This window comes from Streptomyces sp. NPDC092296 (assembly GCF_044755465.1).
GTDB lineage: Bacteria > Actinomycetota > Actinomycetes > Streptomycetales > Streptomycetaceae > Peterkaempfera.
In genome coordinates this window covers 49,713-71,138 of the sequence record NZ_JBIVRB010000017.1, presented here as the reverse complement: position 1 = coordinate 71,138, position 21,426 = coordinate 49,713, and the positions used below count along the sequence as shown (strand labels likewise).

16 protein-coding genes are annotated in these 21,426 nt (G+C 73.2%); 9 read left to right on the top strand and 7 right to left on the bottom strand.

Going from position 1 to position 21,426, the window contains the following annotated elements; genetic code table 11:
* Positions 1 to 67 precede the first annotated feature (67 nt).
* Positions 68 to 670: a TetR family transcriptional regulator gene (locus ACIQGZ_RS26155; RefSeq protein WP_402606225.1), complete on the top strand. Its 603-nt coding sequence runs from the start codon at positions 68 to 70 to the stop codon at positions 668 to 670.
* Here ACIQGZ_RS26155 and ACIQGZ_RS26150 read toward each other — a convergent pair.
* From ACIQGZ_RS26150 to ACIQGZ_RS26140, 3 genes are all read right to left on the bottom strand, one after another.
* Entirely contained in the window at positions 597 to 986 is a 390-nt protein-coding gene (locus ACIQGZ_RS26150) for a LysR family transcriptional regulator (protein ID WP_402606222.1), read from the bottom strand. The two genes, ACIQGZ_RS26155 and ACIQGZ_RS26150, sit on opposite strands and share 74 nt — an antisense overlap.
* A gap of 566 nt (positions 987 to 1,552) precedes the next feature.
* On the bottom strand, positions 1,553 to 1,933 hold the full coding sequence (locus ACIQGZ_RS26145) for a hypothetical protein (RefSeq protein ID WP_402606220.1): 381 nt from the start codon (positions 1,931 to 1,933) through the stop codon (positions 1,553 to 1,555).
* The gene (locus tag ACIQGZ_RS26140) at positions 1,930 to 3,561 is read right to left on the bottom strand and encodes a class I adenylate-forming enzyme family protein (RefSeq protein ID WP_402606218.1); all 1,632 of its coding nucleotides are present in this window, start codon (positions 3,559 to 3,561) and stop codon (positions 1,930 to 1,932) included. The genes ACIQGZ_RS26145 and ACIQGZ_RS26140 overlap by 4 nt, the downstream gene beginning before the upstream one ends.
* Positions 3,562 to 3,940: 379 nt before the next feature.
* Here ACIQGZ_RS26140 and ACIQGZ_RS26135 point away from each other — a divergent pair, with 379 nt between their 5' ends.
* Positions 3,941 to 4,402, top strand: a complete 462-nt coding sequence (locus ACIQGZ_RS26135; RefSeq protein ID WP_402606216.1) for a MoaF-related domain-containing protein — start codon at positions 3,941 to 3,943, stop codon at positions 4,400 to 4,402.
* A gap of 359 nt (positions 4,403 to 4,761) precedes the next feature.
* Entirely contained in the window at positions 4,762 to 6,852 is a 2,091-nt protein-coding gene (locus ACIQGZ_RS26130) for a restriction endonuclease (RefSeq protein ID WP_402606214.1), read from the top strand.
* 228 nt (positions 6,853 to 7,080) lie between these two features.
* Here the strand turns inward: ACIQGZ_RS26130 and ACIQGZ_RS26125 are convergent, their stop codons facing one another.
* The gene (locus ACIQGZ_RS26125; protein WP_402606212.1) at positions 7,081 to 10,314 is read right to left on the bottom strand and encodes a BTAD domain-containing putative transcriptional regulator; all 3,234 of its coding nucleotides are present in this window, start codon (positions 10,312 to 10,314) and stop codon (positions 7,081 to 7,083) included.
* Positions 10,315 to 10,573: 259 nt separating this feature from the next.
* On the opposite strand from ACIQGZ_RS26125, the gene ACIQGZ_RS26120 reads away from it, so the two are divergent.
* Positions 10,574 to 11,743 (top strand): hypothetical protein, encoded by a 1,170-nt coding sequence (locus ACIQGZ_RS26120; RefSeq protein WP_402606367.1) that lies wholly within the window; start codon positions 10,574 to 10,576, stop codon positions 11,741 to 11,743.
* 32 nt (positions 11,744 to 11,775) lie between these two features.
* On the top strand, positions 11,776 to 12,315 hold the full coding sequence (locus ACIQGZ_RS26115) for a hypothetical protein (protein ID WP_402606209.1): 540 nt from the start codon (positions 11,776 to 11,778) through the stop codon (positions 12,313 to 12,315).
* Between the two features lie 58 nt (positions 12,316 to 12,373).
* Here ACIQGZ_RS26115 and ACIQGZ_RS26110 read toward each other — a convergent pair whose 3' ends face one another.
* The 3 genes from ACIQGZ_RS26110 to ACIQGZ_RS26100 all read right to left on the bottom strand — a co-directional run bounded on the left by ACIQGZ_RS26110 (position 12,374) and on the right by ACIQGZ_RS26100 (position 16,573).
* Positions 12,374 to 14,482 carry an ATP-binding protein gene (locus tag ACIQGZ_RS26110; protein WP_402606206.1) on the bottom strand — a complete coding sequence of 703 codons (2,109 nt, stop codon included), beginning with the start codon at positions 14,480 to 14,482 and terminating at the stop codon, positions 12,374 to 12,376.
* A 282-nt stretch (positions 14,483 to 14,764) separates the two neighbouring features.
* Positions 14,765 to 15,919, bottom strand: coding sequence for a permease (locus tag ACIQGZ_RS26105; RefSeq protein WP_402606204.1), 1,155 nt, complete (start codon positions 15,917 to 15,919; stop codon positions 14,765 to 14,767).
* Positions 15,920 to 15,976: 57 nt separating this feature from the next.
* Positions 15,977 to 16,573, bottom strand: a complete 597-nt coding sequence (locus ACIQGZ_RS26100) for a hypothetical protein (RefSeq protein WP_402606202.1) — start codon at positions 16,571 to 16,573, stop codon at positions 15,977 to 15,979.
* 285 nt (positions 16,574 to 16,858) lie between these two features.
* On the opposite strand from ACIQGZ_RS26100, the gene ACIQGZ_RS26095 reads away from it, so the two are divergent.
* From ACIQGZ_RS26095 to ACIQGZ_RS26080, 4 genes are all read left to right on the top strand, one after another.
* Entirely contained in the window at positions 16,859 to 18,268 is a 1,410-nt protein-coding gene (locus tag ACIQGZ_RS26095) for a family 2B encapsulin nanocompartment shell protein (RefSeq protein WP_402606200.1), read from the top strand.
* A 106-nt stretch (positions 18,269 to 18,374) separates the two neighbouring features.
* Positions 18,375 to 19,415 carry a family 2 encapsulin nanocompartment cargo protein polyprenyl transferase gene (locus ACIQGZ_RS26090; RefSeq protein ID WP_402606198.1) on the top strand — a complete coding sequence of 347 codons (1,041 nt, stop codon included), beginning with the start codon at positions 18,375 to 18,377 and terminating at the stop codon, positions 19,413 to 19,415.
* Positions 19,416 to 19,593: 178 nt separating this feature from the next.
* A complete protein-coding gene (locus tag ACIQGZ_RS26085) occupies positions 19,594 to 20,337 on the top strand; it encodes an HAD family hydrolase (protein WP_402606196.1) in 744 nt (247 codons plus the stop codon).
* 344 nt (positions 20,338 to 20,681) lie between these two features.
* The gene (locus tag ACIQGZ_RS26080; protein WP_402606194.1) at positions 20,682 to 21,293 is read left to right on the top strand and encodes a hypothetical protein; all 612 of its coding nucleotides are present in this window, start codon (positions 20,682 to 20,684) and stop codon (positions 21,291 to 21,293) included.
* The last annotated feature ends 133 nt before the right edge of the window (positions 21,294 to 21,426 follow it).

Below are 21,426 nucleotides of genomic sequence, written 5' to 3'. Positions count from 1 at the left end.
TTCCCCCTGTATCCCGGCGCGGAAAATCATCTCACCGGGCACGGCAAGCCCGGAATGGAGGCAGTAGATGGCTAAGCAGGAAAGGGCCAAGCGCACCTATGAGGCGGTACTCGACGCGGCGGCACGTGAGTTCGCCGCGCACGGCTACGCGAATACCAACCTGGGTCTGGTCGCTGCCCGCAGCGGGCTGACCAAGGGAGCCGTCTACGGCCACTTCGCCTCGAAGGAGGACCTGGCCGCGGAGCTGACGGGCCATCTGGACCAGGCGTGGAAGCTGATCGAGAAGACCACCGGGGAGCCGGGGGACTCCCCGGTGCACACCCTGCGCGCGGTCACCTGCGAGCTGACCGCCATGCTCCAGGGGGACATCCGGGTCAACGCGGCGCTGCGGCTGGTCATCGAGGACGGCCAGGCGGTCGGCCGTACGCCCGTCTTCGTCTCGGACGTGGAGCGGGTGATGCACCGCATGGTGATGCAGGCGCAGCAGGCGGGTGAGCTGAGCGACGTCTACCCGGCGGAGGCGGTGGCCCGGCTGCTGGTCACGGTGATCTTCGGCTCGCACTACCTGGGATCGGCCAGGGCGGAGCTGGATCTGATCACACGGGTGAGGTCGAGCTGGGACGTGCTGCTGCCCGCGCTGGCAGCACCGCCTGGGGCGGCGGGCCACTGAGCGACCGGGCCTCCGGAAGGGGCCGCCTGCCCCGGGCTCGGGGGGCGGGCGGGCGGCTGCCGGCCCCCGCGACCTCCTGCCGGGCGAGGTCGGCCAGCGCCACGATCCGCTCGGCGACCGGCTGGAGGCGCCGACCGCCCTCGGTCAGCGAGATGGTCCGCCCCTGCCGGTCGAACAGCAGGGTGCCCAGCGACTCCTCCAACTGCTGGATCTGGGCGGTGACGCTCGACTGGGCGTAGTGCAGCTTCCGGGCCGCCCGGGTGAAGCTGAGCTCGCTCGACACTTCGAGGAACGATCGGAGGTGCTGTAATTCCATCATCTCTCCATCCGTGGCTCGCTCTCCCGGTACCGTCCGCGCCGGCGCCGGGAGAGGTCGTCAGGCGGGGCGCGAACCCGCGTGGACGGTGCTGCGGGCGGTGGTGGGGTGCAGGAAAAGGAGGCTGCCTCAGATCCGCCGGGCGGAGAGGGCGTACGGCACGGTGGCGGGCTGCTGCTCAGGCAGGGGCCGCGCCGGGGATGGGGCGGGGTCGACCTGCTGATCCGGTGCGCGGGTATCCACTGCGAAACTCCCCCCGAAGTTGTCTGGACGGCAGCAGGGGCGCCGTCCGGGGCTGTTCGGGGCCCCGGCTCTGCGCCACGGAAAAAAGATACCTTTAAGAAGGTATTTTGGGCAAGGCTCGCGGTCGGCCGACTCGTTGATCGATTACGGCGGCGGGCCCGGCGGAGAAATCAGGCCGCGACCGGGCGGGATTCACCGGCCGCGGAATGTTGATCAATTCCCGGGAGGGCCCCGCAGCGCGGTCCGCCCCGCCGCCGGCAGCACGCTGGCTGCCGGCGGCGGGGCGGGGGTCACTGCGGGGCGGCCCCTGGTGGGGCCAGGGGTCACGCGGACATCTCACTGGGGAGCAGCAGGTCCCGGGCGATCTGCGGCAGCAGGGAGTCGAACAGCGCCTGCGCCCGCACCTCGCCCTCCAGGGTGCAGGGGATGCCGTCCACCGGCACCACCAGGGCGGGCAGCGCCGGCACGATCCGGGCGCAGACGGCCCGGACCGCGCGCAGCGCGCTCGCCTCCCGCTCCGCGTCGACCGGCACATAGGCGACGATCAGGCTCTCCCCGTACTGCGGCACCTCGGCCAGCAGGACGGCGGTCGCCCGGGAGAGGGGGAGTTCGGTCAGCGCCGCCTCCAGGGCGGGCAGCTGCTCGGCGAGGTCGAATTCCAGGACACCGTCCTCGTGGGTGTCCGGGGGCAGCGCGGTGGTCATGCGGGGACCTCCTTCGCGTACTGCTGGTCGAGGTGGACGTTCAGGGAGATCAGCGGCAGCACCCGGGCGGTCAGCTCCCGGGTGCGGATCTTGCCGGTCGGGCTGTACGGGATCTCGTCCACCGCCACGGTGTGCGTGCGCAGCCAGGGCACCCGGCGGGCGCAGGCGGCCTCGATGGACCGGTGGCCGGCCGCCTCCCGGTCCGGCGCGACCGGGACGAACGCGACGGCCAGGGCGTCGCCGTACTCGGGCAGGTCCAGCCGGAGCACCGCGGCGTCCCGGATGCTGGGCTGGCTGAGCAGGTCGGCCTCCAGGCCGAAGACGGCCGCGTCCCGCTCGCCGTCGACCTGCACCTTGGGCACGCCGCCGGTGCGGCCGGTCACCTCCAGCCGGCCGTCGTAGTCGATCACGCCGTTGTCGCCGGTGAGCAGGAACCGCCGGGGGCCCTGCTGGTCGCCCAGGTCGACCAGGACGGCGGGCGCCGGGGTGCTGCCGTAGCTGTCCATCAGCTGGTAGCCCGCGACGGCCACCCGGCCCCGGACGCCGATCGGCACCGGCCGGTCCAGCGGGTCCAGGATCGCGATGGTGGTGCCGGGCAGCGCCCGGCCGGAGCGGCAGGAGGCGACGTGCAGCTCATCCGGCGTGATCATGGTGATCAGACCGGTCTCGGTGGTGCCGTAGTAGAGGTGCAGCACCGGGCCGAGCCGCTCCCACGCCTCGTTGACGATCCAGCGGTTGAGGTGCCGCCCGCCGGAGAAGACGTAGCGCAGCCGCGAGGCGACGCGCAGCTCCGCCGAGTCGGGGTGGGAGAGCAGCCGGGAGAGCGTCGGCGGGACGATCAGGGTGGCGGTCACCCCCTCGTCCACGATCAGCCGGGCCATCTCCGCCAGGTCGTGGTAGGGGCCGAGCACCACGGTGCCGCCGAGCGCGAAGAAGATCCGGGCCCAGCTGGGGCTGGACGCGTGGTACATCGGGACGGTCACCAGGTAGATGTCGTCCTCGTCCAGCGCGAACTCGTCCGCCAGGTCGGCCAGCCGGCGCCGCTCCACCGAGCCGGCGCGCACCACCAGCCGGGGCGGTCCGTCCACCTCGTAGGTGAGCGCCAGCGACTCGTACGGCTGGTCGCAGGGGGTGGTGACCGGGCTCTGGGTGGCGGCCAGCGTCGCGTAGCTGACCGGCTCGCCGGCGCTGGGCTCGAAGACGATCGGCTCGGGTGCGGCCAGCTCCTCGCCCACGCCGTGCAGGTGGACCTGGAGCACGCCCTCGCGGTCCGCCCAGCCGGCCGCGATCAGCAGCGGGCGGTGCAGCTTGGTGCTGAAGACCACGGTCGGCCGCAGCTGCTCCAGCGCGGCGGCGGTGGCCTCGGGGCCGGCCTCGAAGTCCAGGCCGGTGATCGGCAGGCCGATCGTCTCGCAGGCGGCCATCGCGACCACCAGTTCCCAGCCGTTGCAGGCCAGGAAGGCGGCTCTGGCGGGGCGGCCGGCTGGTATGATCTTCGACAGCCCGCCGGCCACCTTGGCTATCTCATCGGTCAGTTCGGACCAGGTGATGCGCCGCCCGCCGTCGATCAGTGCGATGTGGTCCGGGCGGTCTGCGGCGTGCCGCAGGGCATCCTGAAGCTTGATCATCTCTCACTCATTCCCCATGGGCTCGAGTTCCGCCCGGTCGGTTCCATCGGGTGTGACGCAGGCGTGCGTCGATCTCCCCGGTGCTGTGCCCACCTGTGGTGCTGGGCGCGCGGAGACGCTGATTCGATGAAAGCAAACCTTCCCGAAGGTATGCAACTGCCATCGGCAGCTTCGATCCGGTCGCGCGTACACCGGATCTCCCCGCCCGCACAACCACTCTGACAGCACGTCAGCACCGTGGTGACGGCCCGGCGGGGACGGGCGTGGATGCGCAAGGAGCCGTGCGCTGGCCCGCAACACCGGCCCGTCCGGGATGACTAGCTTCGGCCTGGAAGCGGCCGCAGCAGCCCCAGCCGGCCCACTCCGGAAGGAACCCGCCATGAACCGCAAGCTCGTCTCGCTCGCCGTCCTGCCCCTGCTCGCCACCGGGGGCATCGTCTACGCCGCCCAGGGCGCCGCCGCCGCACCCGCCCCGGCCGCCGTGACCGCCAACGCCGCCTCGGCGCACGTCCTCCCGCCGCTGTTCGCCGGCCACACCTACCTGGTCACGATGGACAACGGCAACGTCTACCGCAACACCTACTCGGCGGACGGCAGCACGCTGCACTCCGAGACGGTCCAGGGCGACGGCGTCGGCGACAGCTTCGACGCGCCGCTGCAGGTCGTCCAGACCGGCATCGCCCAGTACTTCGTCTCCTGGGTCGAGCCCAACGGCGTGACCATCAGCCATGTGATGAACCTGCTCACCTCCACCGTCCAGGCGTACGTCACCTTCGGCACCGCCGCCGGCGGCCGGGTGGGCCAGCTGCACTCCGCGACCCTCACCCTGGTCCGCCGGTAGACGCTGCCCCGATCCGCCGACAGGGCGAGTGACTGATGGCACGTCAGATACGACTCCCGATCGGCCGTCAGGCATCGTACGGAGCGGCGCCCGCCCCCCACGGCGGGCACCGCTCCGGCCGCGCTCCGGGCGTCCGCCGACCCGACCGGCCCACCCCCGCCGGTCCGGCCCGACCGGGGCGGCCCGGCGGGGGGCCGCCCGCTGCGCCGAGGAGGTGAAGCGGCCGACGGCCAGCCGATAGGGTCCGGTGGACACTGTTGGTTGCCTGCCCCCGCCTCCGTCGTGCCGCGCGTCTCGATCCGCGTCGTTCCCCGCGACGGACCTCAGCGGGTGGGCGTCCCGGAGAGGAACCCAGCCGTATGAGCCGCCGCTCCAGCGGGCTGATAGCCACCTTCGCCGAGATCCAGCGCCAGCAGCGGCGGCAGCAGGAGGCCCAGCACCGGGCCCGCGTCCAGCAGCAGCGCGAACAGGAGCGGCAGCAGCGGGCCGCCGAGCGGGCGGCCGCCCGCAGCCAGCGGGAGCAGCAGGCCGCCCACCGGCAGGGATGCGAGGCGGCCGCGGCCCGCCGCACCGAGGAACTGGCCGCCCGGCTCGCGGAGTTGCGCGGCCTGCTGGCGGCGGGGTGCCGCGCCCCGGCGTTCGGCACCGCCGCCCTGACCCGCCCCGAGCAGGTCGAACCGTTCGCGCCCGGACCGCTGGCCACCCCCGTCCCGATGCCCGACCCCGCCGCCTACCAGCCGCCGCCGCAGTCCGGCTGGGGGTTCGGCGCCCGGCGGCAGGCCGAGGAGCAGGCCCGCGCCCGCTATGAGCAGGACTGCCGGGCCGCGCAGGCCGCCGAGGCGGAGCGCCGCCGCCGGCTGGACGCCTACTGGCAGCAGTACCAGCGCTGGGCCGAGCAGCAGCTCGCGGCGGTCCGGGAGCAGAACGCGGGCGTCGAGGGCCTGGTCGCCGCGGTGCGCCGGGGCGACCCGGAGTCGGTGGTGGCGTACTTCTCGGCGGCGCTCTACGCGTCGCGGAGCTGGCCGGAGGGGTTCCCGCAGCAGCCGACGGCCGCGTACGACCCGGCCGCCCGGCAGCTGGTGCTCGACTGGGAGCTGCCCGGCGACGAGGTGGTGCCGGAGATCGCCTCGGTGCGCTACATGCCGACCGCCGACCGGGAGAAGGAGACCCGGCTGACCCGGACCGAGCGGCGGACGCTCTACCGGGAGGTGCTGGCGCAGTGCCTGCTGCTGGTGCTGCACGAGCTGTTCGCGGCCGACGGGTTCGGGGTGCTGGAGTCGGTGGCGCTCAACGGGTTCGTGCCGGGCGCCGACCCGGTCACCGGCCTGCCCAAGGAGGTCTTCCTGGCCACGGTGACGGTGGCGCGCGGCGACTTCGAGCGGCTGCACCTGGCCCAGGTGAGCCCGGTCGACTGCCTGGTCGAGGGGCTCCGGGGGCAGCTCTCCCAGGGCGCGGACCGGCGGGTCGAGGTGCGGCCCGGCCGCACGCCCGCCCAGGTCGGCCGTGCGGTGCCGTCGTACGCGGACGAGGTGGAGCCGGACCTGTACGAGATGGACCCGATCGAGTTCGAGGAGCTGATCGCGGAGCTGTTCCGGGCCCGGGGGATGCGGGCGGTGACCACCCAGCGGTCCGGTGACGGCGGGGTGGACGTGGACGCGCTGGACCCCGACCCGATCAGCGGCGGCCGGATCGTCGTCCAGGCCAAGCGCTACCGCAGGACGGTGCCGCCGACCGCCGTCCGCGACCTGTTCGGCACGGTGCAGGACAAGGGCGCGAACAAGGGGCTGCTGGTCACCACCTCCTCCTTCGGGCCCACCTCGTACGAGTTCGCGGCCGGCAAGCCGCTGACCCTGGTCACCGGCCCGGAGCTGGTGGACCTGCTGCACCGGCACGGTCTGGGCGGCCGGCTGGGCGACGGCCCGGCGGCGCCCGCCGCCCCGGCGGCAGCGGCGTCCGCACCGGCCGACGACGCCAATGTGCTGGGCATGTCGTGGTCCGGCAGCGTGGCGCTGGATGTGTGCGCCCTGGTCTGCACCGGCACCCGGGTCGTCGCGGAGGAGCACTTCGTCTTCTACAACAACCCGGCCACCCCGGACGGCAGCGTACGGATGCTGCCCCCCACCGGCCCGGACCGGGCCGCGCTCCGGGTGGCCTTCGACCGGCTGCCCGCCGCCGCCGACCGGCTGGTGCTGGTCGCCGCGATCGACCCCGAGGCCGACCCCGCCGCCGACCTGGCCGGCTTCACCGACGCCCGCATCCGGCTGGCCGACGCCGCCGGCACCGAGATCGAGCAGCTGGCCGTCTCCGACGGCCGCCCCGGCGAGACCGCCCTGGTGCTGGGCTCCTTCCGCCGCCGCGCGGGCGACGACTGGGCCTTCGTGCTCGGCGGCAAGGGCTACCCCGGCGGCCTGGCCGCCCTGGTCGAGGAGTACGGCATCGAGGTCGCCTAGGACCCGGGTCCCGTACGGAGCCGATCGCGCTGGTCAGGCCGTGCCGGCCTGCAGCCTGCCCTTGATCGTTGATGTTGGTCCCAGAGAGTGATCTCAGTAGCGTAGCGGCCGAAGTCGGTATGGACATCAGTACTATGCTCGAACGGAGCCAACTTCGTGCACGTCCCTAGCGCGTCTCTGATCACCGCCTTCGTGCTCCTCGGTCTGATGTGGGGGAGCGTGATGGTCTCAGAGTCCGTCAGCCCCCAGCGTGGCCAGGTGGTCGCGGACCACCGTGACGTCCGGCAGGTCTAGCCGCTCGTAGAGCACCAGCGCCTCTGACCAGAACGTCCGTGCGGCGGTGGCCCTGTGGAGGGCCACCGCTGTCTTGGCCAGTCCCTCCAGCGCCCGAGCGGTCTCGAAGGTCGCGTCCAGCCGTCGGGCGATTGCCAGTGCTTCCCGGTCCGCCGCCAGGGCAGCCTTGTACTGCCCCATCCCCCGCCGGGTCGCCGCGATGCCGAGCAGGGCCTGCTGCCGGGTGAGTCGGCTATCGATCCGCAGGGCGATGCGCTCGGCCATGGTGAGGTGGGTCAGGGCTTCCCGGTACCGCGCCAGCTTCAGGTATGTCAGGCCGATGTTGATCAGGGAATCGCTCTCCGACCTGGGGTCGCTGAGCCCCCGGAAGAGGTCGACTGCCTTGCGGGCGAAGGTGAGGGCGCGGAAGGGTTCCCCGGTGTCCCGGTAGAAGTTTCCGAGACTGTCGAATAAGTTTCCGAGTTCCTGGACGCCGCCGACGCTTCGGACCAGTGCCATCGCCTCGTCGTAGTGGGACCGGGCCAACTGGTGTCGGCCTAGGCGGCTGTAGCTGTCCCCCATGTTGTTCAATGCCCATATCTGGCCATGCTTGTCGCCGATCTCCAGGTTCAGCATCAGCATCGACCGGAACTGCTCCAGCGCCTGGTAGAACAGGCCCGCCCGCGATAGAGCGATCCCCTGGAGGTTGCGTACCTCCGCCTCGCCCCGGTGGTTGCCGGTCTGCTGGTGCAGCAGCAATGCCTCCTCCAGATCGGGAAGTACCTCCCGGGGGCGCCCGGAGACCAGGCGAACCCGGCTGATCTGGCAGAGTGCCTCGGCCTGGCCGCGCGGGTCACCGACCGCCCGGCTGAGCCGCAGAGCTTCGAGCCCGCAACGCAGTGCTTCTTCGTGCGAGCCCAGCGTCCAGAGCATGGAGGCACGTTCCATCAGGATCTGTGACCGGGCGACCTGGTCACCGCTCTCGCCCCACGCTGTGAGCGCGGCCTGATGGAGGCCGTCCGCGATCTGCCAGGCCCCCCATCCATAGAACGCCTTGGCCAGTACGTGGGGGAGCAGCCGGGCATGCATCGGTGAGTGGGCGGCGGCGACGCGGGAGACAGCCAGCAGATTGGAGCGTTCCACATCGAGCCAGGCCCCTGCCTCGTCCGCGTCCGCGAAGACGGGACGCACTGCCGGAGGGTGCTCCAATCGGTTGGCCAGCCTCCGGCGGCGTGGATGGGCCAGCCGGTCGGCGTGGTCCGCGACGGCCAAGTAGTAGTCCAGCAGGCGTCCGACAGCCGCGCGCCGGTCCTGCTCGGTGTCGTCGCGGCGACTCATCCGCAAGGCGAAGGCATGCATCAGATAGTGCAGTTGATGGCGGTCCCGGAGCAGCTCGCTCAGGAAATGGCAGTCCGCCAGCTCATCCAGGCTGCGGCGGACGTCCGGGACCTGGCGCCCGTCCAGTGCGACAGCGGTGTACAGCGTCAGGTCCGGCCCCGGGTGCAGCCCCAGCAGGCGGAAAAGTCGCTGCTCGGCTGGGCCCAGCTCGCTGTACGAGAGTTCGAAGGACCCCAGGATGCCCGGCAGTGCGTCCAGCTCCCCGGGTTGGTCGGGTGTCCGGCTCAGTCGATCCACCAAGTCGTCCACGTCCCAGGCGTGCTGATGGCGCAGCCGACTGGCCGTGAGTTGCAGGGCCAGGGGGTGGTGGCCACACAGGTTCACCACCCGGCGCACACTCTCCGGGTCGGAGATTCGGGACGCGCCCGCGATCCGGGTGAACAGCTCTACAGCCTCGGCCGTCGCGGGTACGTCCAGCGGCAGTGGTTCGGCGCCTTCCAGCTCGGCAAGCCGATGCCGACTGGTGACGAACACCCGGCAGTTGGGCGTACCGGGCAGCAGCAGGCGGATCTGTGCGGCGTCCCGAACGTCGTCCAGTACCAACAGGGTGCGGCTACCAGCCATCCGGTCACGCCACAACGAAGCCCGTCCGTCCAGGTCGGCGGGCAGCGTCTCCGGTGGAGTACCCGCCATCGTCAGCAGCAGGGCGAGCGCGTCGGCCGGCTCCCGGGGGGCCGGCCCGCTGTAGGCGTGCAGGTCGAGATGGAGCAGGCCATCCGGGTAGCGGTCGCGCAACAGATGGGCCGCGTGGATAACAAGGGTGGTTTTCCCCACCCCTGGCATCCCGGTGACCACTTTCAAGGACAGCGAGGTCGCGTTCGGGGGATTCTCCGCGAGGAGGACGGCCAGTTCCGCACGGCGGCCGGTGAAGTCGGGCAGGTCGCGCAGCAGGGTGTCCGGGGCCCGAGGGGGCCGGTGCTGCGGGTGGTTGGTCGGGGCCGGGGCGGCTGCCAGGGCCGGGTCGCGGTGCAGGATTCGCTGGTGGAGTCGGCTCAGCTCCGGCCGGGGGTCGAGGCCGAGTTCGTCCCGCAGGCGGGCCCGAGCGTCGCGGTACACGGCAAGGGCCTCGGGGTGTCGGCCGCTGCGGTACAGCGCCAGCATCAGGTCCATCACCACCGGCTCCGCCACCGGCCGCTCGGCCGCCAGCTCACCCAGCTCACCGATGAGTTCGGCGTGCCGTCCGAGGTCCAGCTCCAGCCGGACGCGCTGCTCCCGGGCCGCGCGCCGCTCCTCGCCGAGCCGGGCGCGCAGGCCGGCGGCCCAGGTGCCGTCGAAGCCGGACAGCGCCTCCCCGCGCCAGAGCGCCTCGGCCTCCCGCAGCAGCTCCACAGCCCGCCCTGGGTCGCCGCCCGCGGCGGTGGCGCGGCCCTGCCGGTGCAACTGCCGGAATCGGTGCAGGTCCACCGCTGTGGGGTCGATCTGGAGCCGGTAGGTGTGCGCGGCGAAGTCCACCCGGGCGCGCTCCCCGGCCGCCGGCCGCAGCCGGCCGCGGAGTCGGGAGACGTAGGACTGGAGGGTCTCGACCCCCGGCGGTTCCTTGCCGTCCCAGATCCGCTCCAGCAGGGTGTCCACCGTGACCGGTGATCCGGCCGCACAGACCAAAATGGCCAGCAAAGCCCGCTCTTTTGTCGATCCCAGCCGGATTTGCCGACCGTCGGCCCACACTTCAAGCGGTCCCAGCAAACGGAACTCCACCAGCGGTTCCCCTCTGCGCCGGTTGTTCCTGACATTTGGTGATCGATTTCGCTCGTGTGCATCGCGCGGTGGACCGATTTTGGCATGTTCCGTCATCTAAGGGCAGTGGGCCGCTGCAAGTCGGCTGCAGGTCTTCTGCAAGCGCCGCATCCAGCGGGCCGGGCATCCCTCCGTCATCGGCTGCGGGCATGGCAGCCGACAGGACAGCGCGTCGCGCGGGCCGCCGGTTCGGCCGGTCCGGCGCGGACGCGCCTGGGCAACGGGGGTTCAATTGAGTTCCGCATGGGATGTCAGCTGGCGGCAGGTGCCCGTACGGCTGGACGCCGAACGCTGGGCCACCAGGCCGGGATGCCGGATGGTCCTGGCCGTCGTCCACACCGTCACCACCGGTCAGCGGCTGCTCGACTCCATCCGCCTGCTGGAGGGCGACCTGCGGGTGCAGGTGGTCTTCACCATGGCGCCGGACGTCTTCAGCAACGGCGTGCCCGAGTTCCTGGCCGGCCTCCGGGCCGTGGTGGTGCCGTGGGAACAGGCGGTGGAGACACGGTTCGACCTGGCGCTGGCCGCCGGATACGGGGGGATACACCAACTGCACGCACCGGTGGTCGTGCTGGCGCACGGTGCCGGGTACAACAAGGTGGTGTTGGACGGTCACCGCCCGCACGCGGTACCGGACGACGGTGCCTACGGCCTCGGCCGGCAGTGGCTGGTCAGGGATGGCGCGGTGGTGCCGGCGGCGATCACCCTCGGCCACCGCGAGGAACTCCTCAGACTCGGCCGAGGCTGCCCGGAGGCGGTGCCTGTCGCCTCGGTGGTCGGCGACCCGAGCTACGACTGCATCCGGGCCAGCATGCCGCTGCGCGCGGTCTACCGCGCGGCGCTGGGCACGGGAGTCCACCAGCGGCTGGTGGTGGTCACCTCCACCTGGGGTCCGGACTCACTACTGGCCCGCGCATCGGAACTGCTGGAACGGCTGGTTGCCGAGCTTCCGCGGGAGGGATACCGGGTGGCGCTGCTGCTGCACCCCAACGCCTGGAACGCACACGGGGAATGGCAGATCCGGGCCTGGCTCTCCCGGCTCCGCCGGACGGGCCTGGCCCTGGTGAGCCAGCACGCCGACTGGTGCGGCGTGCTGGTGGCCGCCGACCACATCATCGGTGATCACGGTTCCGCGACCCTGTACGGCACGGTGACCGGCGCGCCCGTCCTGCTCGGTACCTTTCCCGAACGGGGGGTCGACCCTGTCTGCCCGATGGCCGAGCTGGGGGAGCTGGCACCCCGCATCGCGCCCGGGAAGCCGCTGGCCCGGCAACTGGTAGGTGACCCGCGGACCCAGCGGTGCGACGACTACGCCCGGATCGCCGCCCGGATCTCCTCCGAACCCCAGCGCTTCGCCCGCAACATGCGGGCCCTGATGTACCGCAAGCTCCGACTGCGCCTGCCCAAGCAGCACTTCCCCGATATCGAGCCGGCCGCTCCGCCGTTTCTGGCCCGGGGACCGCTCGAAGAGAGTGAGGCATCGTGATCCCGCGTACGAGAGCCGGGGCGGCTCCGGCCATGGACCACCCGGCGCACGAGCCGGGGCACTCCGCGGCGGTCCTGCTCCCGTTGGACGGCGGACCGGCCCGCGGCCGGGCCGTCCTGTGGTCAACCGGCCACCCCGCCGACCACGCCGTGCACATCAGTACCGCCGTCTGGCACCCGGAGCGCACCGGCCCGTTCCTCGACCGCCATCTGCGAGCCGCCGCCCACGGCCCGCACCCCTGGCCGCAACTGGCTGACGTCCTGGTCCGCGTGAGCGACCCCACCCGGATGGAGGAGGAGCCGGACCGCCACCCGGGCGCACTGGTGGTGGCCTCCGTCCACAGGGCGCGGCACTGCACACTGCGGCTGGCCACCGCCACCCCGCTGACGCTGGACGCCGCACCGGTGGCTTCGGCCGCCGCGTGGCTGCCCTGGGAGGTGCTGGCCTCGCTGGTCCACGGCTGGCTGGCGGCGGGGCTGCCCCCGCTGGCGCTGGCCCCGGCGGTGGTCCAGCCGCTCCGGCCCGGGGCGCCGGGCTGCCCGCCGGAGCGCATCCTGCTCCGGCGTACCTAGCGGCCGTACGGGAGGCCGCGCGACTGTCCGCTCCACTGAAGGCGGCCGCGCGGCTCCCTCACGTCCCGGGCCGGAGGGGACCGCCCAGTCGATCGAGCCGGGCCCTGGCGGCGGCTGCTCCCGGGGCCCCCAGCTCGCCGTAGAGCAGCGCCGCCTCCTCGTACCGGGTGCGGGCGAGTTCCGGCTGCCCGCGCCGCTCCGCCAGTTCCCCCAGCGTCTCCAGTGCCTTGGCCACCTCGCGCCCGGCGGTCATCCGCCGCAACTCGGCGTGGGCCTGATCGAGGTGAGCCTCGGCCGCGTCGTACCGGCCCAGGCAGAGCAGTGCCCGGCCGAGCAGCACACCGGCACGGGCGGCGTTGTACGGGTCCTGCTCCGCCGACAGGACCGCCTGGGCTGCGGCGGCCTGGGCCTCGGCGGCAGCGGCGTCGGCGCGCTGCGGGTGCTCGGGGGCGAGGGCGGTCTCCGCCAGGTTCAGCCGGGCCAGCGCGGCGCCCCGTACGTCGCCGTACTGGGCGCACTCTTCCGCCGCCCGCTCGAAGCAGCGGATGGCCTCCGCCGACCGGCCGAGCCTGCGGAAGGCCAGCCCCCGGTAGTTGAAGGTCCGGGCGAACCCGAGCCCGTCGCCGGTCTCCCGCAGGATCTCGGCGGCTCGCGAGAACATCTCCAGTGCGGCGACGTGGCCGCCGGCCCCCAACTCGCCGAGCCCGCCGGAGGTGAGCATCCGCGCCACCGCCGCAGGATCGCCGCACACCTCGGCCGCCGCCAGGCCGTCCAGATGGGCGGCCCGCCAGTCCGCGTAGTACTTCCGCCGGACGAACAGCGGCCACATGGCGTCGACCAACTGCCAGGCGGTGGCCGGGAAGCCGTCCCGTCGAGCGCAATGCACCGCAGCCATCAGATTGGACCGCTCGGCCTCCAGCCACGCCAGCGCTCCCGCGCTGTCGTCACCGAAGTCCGCGGTCACCGGATCGGGCCCCAGCTCGCGGGGGAGCGAGCGGTGGTGCGGATCGAGGATCTCCTCGGCGCGGGTGGCGGAGGCGAGGTAGTGGTCCAGGATGCGGCGCCGCACGGCCGCACGTACCTCTGGCGGATCTGCCGCCGCCTGCGCGGTGGCGTGCAGCCGGACCAGGTCGTGCAGGCGGTACCGGTCGCCGCCGTCGTCGGACAGCAGGCTGGCGTCGATCAGCAGGTCCAGCCAGTCGACCGGGTCGCCCTGACCGGGGTCGGCGGCCAGCACTGTGGCAGCCACCCCGGCGCCGAAGTGCGGCCCGGGGTGCAGCCCCAGCCCACGGTAGAGCCGGGCGGCGGGCTCGGGCAGCGCCCGGTAGGAGAGGTCCAGCGTGGCGCGGACGGCATGGTCGCCTCGGATGGCCAGGACGTCCAGCCGGTCCCGCTCCTCCGCCAGCGCCCGCACCATCGTGGTGATCGCCCGCTGTGGCCGGGCGGCCAGCCGGGCGCCCGCGACGCGGACCGCGAGCGGCAGCCCGGAGCACAGGTTGACCAGCGTCCGGGCTTCGGCCAGCTCCCGGTCCACCCGGTCGTCGTCCAGGGTGACCGCCAGAAGTTCGACGGCCTCGTCGACGCCCATCGGCTCCAGGTGCAGCGCGGAGAACCCGTCGACGGACAGCCCCGTCAGCCGCCAGCGGCTGGTCACCACCGCCACCGAACGTCCGCTGGGCAGCAGCGGCCTGACCTGGGCGGCGGTGAAGGCGTCGTCCAGCAGGACGGCCAACCGGCGGCCCGCGGTCAGGGACCGGTACAGCCCGGCCCGCTCCCCGGCTGTCCGGGGGATGCGTTCGGACGGTACGCCCAGGGCGCGCAGGAAGCTGCCCAGGATCTCGTCTGGAGCGACCGGGCCGGCTGTGCCGTTGCCCCCCAGGTCCGCGTACAGCTGGCCGTCGGGGAAACGGGAGCGGTTGCTGTGCAGCCAGGACAACACCAGGACGGTCTTGCCCACCCCGCCGAGCCCGCTGACCGCGATCAACGCCTGACCGCTCGACTGCTCGGCCTGGTCGCGCAACTGCTCCAGCGCGGCGGTCTCGGCGGCCCGTCCGGCGATCCGGATCGCGGGCGGGAGCTGCCACGGCTGCTGCGCGTCGCGCGGCTGCGCCGTGCCCAGGTGGATGCCCCCGTAGACCGTACCGGCTTGGAGACTGGGTCCCTGCACCGTCCCGCTCAGATCATTGCGGGCCTGCTGCCCACGCCCCGGCCCGTTACCGCCAGTCGCATCCGCTCCATGCATGCGTCCCCCCGTACTCAATAACCCAAGACCTGCCGCCGACCGGATTCGCTGCTTTTCTGGGCAGGAGTTGACCTGGTCCCTACAAGTTCTTTCCGAAGTCGGCGGCCCCCACACGGGTGGGCAGCGTGACATGGGCCGTCTGCCCAGGCCGGAGGGCGCGGCGGCGGAGTCCTCGTACACAGCAGCCCGGTCGCGGTTGTGACCGGTTCAGTGCGGGTGCCCGGTGCCGCCGGCGGGGGAGCCGCCCATCGTCCGGAGCATCGCCGGGCCGCCGGTGCGGGCGAAGCGGACCACCAGGGCGGCGGCGAGCAGCAGGAAGACGATGTTGAGCCAGGTCGTGTAGTCCCAGGAGACGCCCTGGTCGGGGAGGGTCGCGGCCGCCTGGTCGGGGACGAGCCCGAGGCCGCCGAAGGCGAACTCCACCGCGAAGCCCGCCACCACCATCGCCGCGTAGAAGGTCCCGGCCAGGAAGAGGGCGGTGCGCAGGCCGTAGTACTTCCGGTAGATGGACAGGATCGGCAGGATCAGCAGGTCCGCGAAGATGAAGGCCAGCACCCCGCCGAAGCTGATGCCGCCCTTCCACAGCACCACGGCCAGCGGCACATTGCCGATCGAGCAGACGAACGACACCACCGCCACCACCGGGCCGATCACCGGCCCCCACAGCCGGGCCGCCAGCGGATGCCCGTCGAAGAAGAACGCCCGCCAGAAGGAGTCCGGCACCCAGGCGGCGATGGCGCCCGCGATCAGCAGCCCCACCACCAGGTCGCGCAGGATGGCCGCCCACTCCATCACGAAGACGTGCGCCACCGCCGTGAAGCCGTCGCGGGAGAACAGCCGCCGGGCGAACGACCCGCCGCCCCGCACCGACATCTCCATCGCGGCGTGCCCCTCCATCGACCCGGCGACCCCGCGCTCCGCCTGCCGCCGCGCCTCGTCCAGCAGCCGCCGGCGCAGCAGCAGCCGGAACAGCACCGCCAGCACCACGATCATGATCGGCCCGCCGACGAACTCGGCCACCGTGAACTGCCAGCCCATCAGCAGCGCCAGGATCACCCCCAGCTCGACCACCAGGTTGGTCGAGGCGATCTCGAACGCCATCGCGGCGGTGAAGTCCGCGCCCTTGCGGAACAGCGAGCGGGCCAGCGCCACGGCGGCGTACGAGCAGGACGAGGACGCCATCCCGAGCCCGGCGGCCAGCGCCAGCGTGCGCGGCCGGTTGTCGCCCAGCGCCCGCACCACGGTCGACCGGCGCACCACCGCCTGTACGACGGCGGAGAGCGCGAAGCCCAGCACCAGCGCCCAGGCGATCTCCCAGGCCATCGAGCCGGTGAGGGACAGGGCGTGCAGGACCGCATCCATGGCGGGCGCCTCCGTGTGCTGCTGCGGGCGGTGCTGCCGCCCGAACCCGGGCGCCGGTCAGTAGCGCTGCGCCTTGGCCACCTTGGGCGTGGTCGGCGCGGTGCTGGTCTTGGCACCGAAGGCGAGCACGGTGGCGGACGCCCCGGCGGCCAGGTCGCGGGTGCCCACCACGGTGCTCTGCACGGCCTTCCCGGCGCTGTCGACGAAGTCGATCCGCACGGCGTACGACGCCTGCTTCCCGGAGTGGTTGGTGATGTGCACGGCGGTGGCCGGGCGGCCGGCCGGGGTGGTCGCGGGGATGCCGGTGAGCCGGACGTCGGCGACGGCGTTGCCCTGGCCGGTGACCGACTTGAGCGCCGCCGACGCGGAGGCCCTGGCCGACGAGGCCTGGGCTGCCACCGACGACTGGAAGGACGCCGCGCCGCCGCCGGGGGTGCTGGGGGCGCCGGTGGCGCTCGGGGTGGGGGCGCCGGGGGCGCCGGTGGCGGCGCTCGGGACCGGCGGCGTACCGGTGGAGGTGTTGGGGGAGCTGCTGCACGAGGAGGCCCCGGCGGTGATCCCGGCGGCGGCGAGCAGGATCGCCGCCGCGAGGGCGGCGCGGTGCGGGCGCAGCGGCTCGGTGCGGGCGGTGGTGCGCTGATCGGTGCGGCTCACGGGTCTCTCCTCGGGCGGGTCTCTCCTCGGGCCGGGCTCTCCTCGGGCGTCCTGCCTCGGCTGCCACCAGGCTGGCGGCCGTTCCAGCCTGCCGCGACCGGGGTTGATCCGTCCGGGGTGCGGGCTGGAATTCGCTCATTCGAGCTATTCAGTGAAAGTACGGGAATGAATGATGAGTAGTTTTATATGACTTAAAGATGCACCCATTCGAGTGATGGTTTACTCGCGCCCCACCAGTCACCATGGATCACGCAAGCCATGGCAAATCTGCTGGGAGGGCCCCGAATGTCGGTCGAGACAGGTGTGGATGCGGCGTCGCAGGACGGACGACCGCAGCTCAGCCTGGGTACGGCGGCGGCCAGGAATCTGGCGTCGACGACCAAGTCCGTGCCGCAGATGCAGGAGATCAGCTCCCGCTGGCTGCTCCGGATGCTGCCGTGGACACAGGTGACGGGCGGCACCTACCGGGTGAACCGGCGGCTCAGTTACACGGTGGGCGACGGTCGGGTGACCTTTGTCCAGACCGGTTCGCAGGTGAAGGTGGTGCCCGCCGAGCTGGGCGAGCTGCCGGTGCTGCGCGGCTTCACCGACGCCGGTGTGCTCCAGGAGCTGGCCGGCCGGTTCGAGCAGCACGAGATCCAGCCGGGGCAGGTCCTCGCGGAGGCCGGGCAGCCGGTCGACCGGGTGGTGCTGATCGCCCACGGCAAGATCACCAAGGAGGGCGCCGGAGCGTACGGCGAGCAGACCGCGCTCGGAGTCCTGGCGGACGGCGGCCACTTCGGCGGCCATGTCCTCGACGGCTCGGACGGCCGCTGGCCGTTCACCGCCCGCGCGGCCACCGCCTGCACCGTGCTGACCCTGCCGCGCGTCGAGCTGACGGCGGTCGCCGAGCGCTCCCCGCAGCTCCGCGCCCATCTGGCCGAGGCCGCGGCCGACGGCCCGGCGCGCAACAAGTACGGCGAGGCGGCCATCGAGCTGTCGGCCGGCCACCACGGCGAGGCGGTGCTCCCGGGCACCTTCGTGGACTACGAGCCCGAGCCCCGTGAGTACGAGCTGAGCGTCGCCCAGACCGTGCTGCGGGTGCACACCAGGGTGGCCGACCTCTACAACCACCCCCACGACCAGGTCGAGCAGCAGTTGCGGCTCACCATCGAGGCCCTGCGCGAGCGGCAGGAGCACGAGCTGGTCAACAACCGCGAGTTCGGACTGCTGCACAACGCCGACTACGGCCAGCGCATCCAGCCGCACTCCGGCCCGCCCACTCCGGACGACATGGACGAGCTGCTGTCCCGGCGGCGCGGCTCGCGCTTCTTCCTGGCCCACCCCCGCGCCATCGCCGCGTTCGGCCGCGAGTGCAGCAAGCGCGGGCTCTACCCGGGCAGCGTGGAGATCCACGGCAACATGGTCCCGGCCTGGCGGGGCGTGCCGATCCTGCCCTGCAACAAGATCCCGATCAGCGACGCCCGGACCAGCTCCATCCTGGTGCTGCGCACCGGCGAGGACGAGCAGGGCGTCATCGGGCTGAACCAGACCGGCATCCCGGACGAGTACCAGCCGAGCCTGTCGGTCCGCTTCATGGGGATCAACGAGCAGGCGATCATCTCCTACCTGGTCAGCGCCTACTACTCGGCGGCCATCCTGGTCCCCGACGCCCTCGGCGTCCTGGAGAACGTCCAGATCGCCCAGCGCGACTGACACCCGTCCCGGCGCTGCGGGGGCACCCGCTCCCGCAGCGCCGGCACCGAAGCCGCCGCCCCGCCGCCCGGGGTCGGCGGGTCCTGCTGCGGAGAGGGAAACGGCCATGGGAGGCCGCACACTGGAGCGCGAGAGCGACGAGGCATCGGACCTGCTGGCCCGCACCCGCCTGCTGGTGGACCCGGTGCTGCGCACCGCCGTCGACTCCCTGCCCACCGCCATGCGCCGGGTCGCCGCCTACCACTTCGGCTGGGCCGAGGCCGACGGCACCCCCGCCCACGGCGACCCGGGCAAGGCGATCCGCCCCGCCCTGGTGCTGGCCGCCGTCCAGGCCCTCGGCGGGCGTACCGACCAGGCCGTGCGGGCCGCTGCCGCAGTGGAGCTGGTGCACAACTTCACCCTGCTGCACGACGATGTCATCGACCGCGACCCGACCCGCCGCCACCGGCCCACCGCCTGGTCGGTGTTCGGCTCGTCGGACGCCATCCTGGCCGGCAACGCCCTGCACGCGCTGGCGCTGCGCCTGGTGGCCGAGGAGCGGCACCCGGCGGCGGCCGTGGCCACCGCCAGGCTCGCCGACTGCGTGATCGAGCTGTGCGAGGGCCAGCAGGCGGACTGCGCCTTCGAGACCCGGTCCGGGGTGACGCTGGCCGAGTGCCTGCGGATGGCCGAGGCCAAGACCGGGGCACTGCTCGGCTGCGCCTGCGCGCTGGGCGGGCTGTACGCGGGGGCCGGGTCGGTCGCGGTGGAGGCGCTGGACGGCTTCGGCCGGTTGACCGGGCTGGCCTTCCAGTACATCGACGACCTGATCGGGATCTGGGGCGACCCGGAGACCACCGGCAAGCCGGTCGGCTCCGACCTGGCCGCGCGCAAGAAGTCGCTGCCCGTGGTCTTCGCGCTCTGCTCCGACACCCCCGCCGCCACCGAGCTGGCCGACCTCTATGCCACCGGCCGACCGCTGGACGACGCCGAGTTGGCCCGCGCGGCGGACGCGGTGGACCGGGCGGGCGGCCGGGACTGGGCCCAGGCCCAGGCCTGCGACCGGATGGCCACCGCCATGGACTTCCTGGCCCGCGCCATCCCCGACCCGGCCGCCGCCGGCGACCTGCTCACCCTGGCCGAGCTGGTCACCCGCCGCAACCGCTGACCCGCCCTGTCGGCCACCACGGGCGGCCCGGCCTGTCCACGGCGGCGACCGTCTCCATGCCGACGACGCCCATGTCGGTGTTTATGGAGCGGCCGGTCTCGGCAGGAACCCATGCGAAAGCACGCGGGTCGAGACGGTGGCTCGCGCTTTCCGCCGGCGCCGACAGGACGGGGTGAGCATGGGCGGGAACGAGCGATCGCGACTGGTCCTCTGGGACATCGACCACACCCTCCTGGACGGCGGAGGCGTGAGTCGGGACGCCTACCGCAGCGCCTTCGAGCGGGTGACCGGACGCCCGCTGGAGCACATGGCGGACATGGCCGGCAGGACGGAGCTGCTGATCGCCGGGGACACGCTCAGGCTCCACGGCATCGCCCCCGCACCCGACCTGTTGACCCGGTTCATCAACGCGGTCGCGGCGGAACTCGACGCCCGAGCCGACCTGCTGGCCGCTCGCGGACGAGCGCTGCCGGGAGCGTCCGATGCCCTGGCGGCGCTGAGCCGGGTCCCGGGCGTGCGGCAGTCGGTCCTGACCGGGAACATGCGTGTCCTCGCGGAGCTGAAGCTCAGGGCCTTCGGGCTCACCGACCACCTCGACCTGGCGGCGGGCGCCTACGGGGACGACGCCGAGGAGCGTATCGCCCTGCTCCCCAAGGCCCTGGAGCGCGCCTACGCCCATTACGGCCACCGGTTCACCGGCGCGGACACAGTGATCGTCGGGGACACCGTCCTGGACGTGGCCACGGCGAAGGCGGGAGGCGCGACCATCCTGGCCGTGTCCACCGGGGTGACCTCGGCCGAGGCGCTGCGAGCAGCCGGGGCCGGCACGGTGCTGCCGAGCCTGTCCGACACCCGGGCCGTCGTCCGAGCGGTACTGGCCGCCGACCCGGACGGGGATGCCGCTGTGGCAGTCGCTCAGTGACCCGACAGCCGGCCTCGACCGGGCGGTGGCGGTCGCCGTGAGCCCTGCTGGACCAGCTCGCCGGGGACGACCGGATCAGCGACCACCACCGGCTGCACGCGGTCCGCGCCCATCTGCTGGAGCCGGCCGGCGACCACCCGGCGGCTCGGGAGCACTACCTCCCCGCCGCCCACCGCACCGGCAGCCTGACCGAGCGCCGCTACCTGGAAGCCCGCGCTGCCCGGCTGGCGTCACCTGCGGTCGCCGGGTGACCCGTTCCGCGCCGCCGGGCCGGGGTGGCCGGGCCGCCGCACTCAGGGTGGTCCGGCGGGGGAGTTGTCAGAGGGGGCTGGCAGAGTTGGGGCATGGCGGACGAAGAGAGCGACGACGCGGTGGAGCGCCTGGTCGTGGCGGACGCGGAGCTGATGGCCCAGGTCGGGCTGGTCGAGCGGGGGCTGCTGGGGCCGCTCGCCGACCCGGCCGAGGGCGCCGGCACGGCGCTGCCGGAGCCCGCCGCCGCGCTGGCCGCGCTGCGGCGGGTGCGGGAGGCCGTGTCCCGGGCCGTGGCCGCCGGGCCCCGGGTCTGGGCGCCGAACAGCCGCTGGGAGCACGCCGGCCTGCGGCTGGTCTCGCTGGAAGCGGCCGACACCGACCTGCTGTACGCCACCCTCCGCGCCCTGTCCGGTGCCCTGGTCGGCACGGCCCCCGCCGAGAGCGGCCTCGCCCGGCGGCTGGTCGCGCTGGCGGCGGCCACCGGGGACAGCCCGGCCGCGCTGGTCGGCGCTCTGGCCCGCTCACTCGCCGCCGTCGACCTGGTACCGGACGCCGACACCGACCGGCTGGCCGCCGCCCTGCGCGCGGCCGACGACGGGCAGGTGCGGCTCACCGCCGAGCAGGAGGCCGCCTGGCAGCGGCTGGCCCACCGGGTGACCATGCTGCTCACCGAGTCGGCTCCGCTGCACCGCTTCCTCGGCTGAGAGCCGTACCGGCCACCGCCACCGGGCCCGGCCGTTCGCGCAGCAGCAGTACGGCGGTCAGCGCCACCGCGACGCCGGTGGCGCCCGGCCCGGTGTCGGCTGCCTCCCCTGATGTCCCATCCGGCGGCCCCGA

What these genes read in the sequence shown, in the direction of transcription:
- ACIQGZ_RS26130 (WP_402606214.1), top strand. Translation starts at nt 4,762, where the DNA reads ATGAGCCGCCGCTCCAGCGGGCTGATAGCCACCTTCGCCGAGATCCAG.
- ACIQGZ_RS26140 (WP_402606218.1), bottom strand. Translation starts at nt 3,561, where the DNA reads ATGATCAAGCTTCAGGATGCCCTGCGGCACGCCGCAGACCGCCCGGAC.
- ACIQGZ_RS26105 (WP_402606204.1), bottom strand. Translation starts at nt 15,919, where the DNA reads ATGGATGCGGTCCTGCACGCCCTGTCCCTCACCGGCTCGATGGCCTGG.
- ACIQGZ_RS26120 (WP_402606367.1), top strand. Translation starts at nt 10,574, where the DNA reads ATGGTCCTGGCCGTCGTCCACACCGTCACCACCGGTCAGCGGCTGCTC.
- ACIQGZ_RS26085 (WP_402606196.1), top strand. Translation starts at nt 19,594, where the DNA reads ATGGGCGGGAACGAGCGATCGCGACTGGTCCTCTGGGACATCGACCAC.
- ACIQGZ_RS26135 (WP_402606216.1), top strand. Translation starts at nt 3,941, where the DNA reads ATGAACCGCAAGCTCGTCTCGCTCGCCGTCCTGCCCCTGCTCGCCACC.
- ACIQGZ_RS26115 (WP_402606209.1), top strand. Translation starts at nt 11,776, where the DNA reads ATGGACCACCCGGCGCACGAGCCGGGGCACTCCGCGGCGGTCCTGCTC.
- ACIQGZ_RS26095 (WP_402606200.1), top strand. Translation starts at nt 16,859, where the DNA reads ATGTCGGTCGAGACAGGTGTGGATGCGGCGTCGCAGGACGGACGACCG.
- ACIQGZ_RS26080 (WP_402606194.1), top strand. Translation starts at nt 20,682, where the DNA reads ATGGCGGACGAAGAGAGCGACGACGCGGTGGAGCGCCTGGTCGTGGCG.
- ACIQGZ_RS26145 (WP_402606220.1), bottom strand. Translation starts at nt 1,933, where the DNA reads ATGACCACCGCGCTGCCCCCGGACACCCACGAGGACGGTGTCCTGGAA.
- ACIQGZ_RS26090 (WP_402606198.1), top strand. Translation starts at nt 18,375, where the DNA reads ATGGGAGGCCGCACACTGGAGCGCGAGAGCGACGAGGCATCGGACCTG.
- ACIQGZ_RS26150 (WP_402606222.1), bottom strand. Translation starts at nt 986, where the DNA reads ATGGAATTACAGCACCTCCGATCGTTCCTCGAAGTGTCGAGCGAGCTC.
- ACIQGZ_RS26155 (WP_402606225.1), top strand. Translation starts at nt 68, where the DNA reads ATGGCTAAGCAGGAAAGGGCCAAGCGCACCTATGAGGCGGTACTCGAC.
- ACIQGZ_RS26125 (WP_402606212.1), bottom strand. Translation starts at nt 10,314, where the DNA reads ATGACGGAACATGCCAAAATCGGTCCACCGCGCGATGCACACGAGCGA.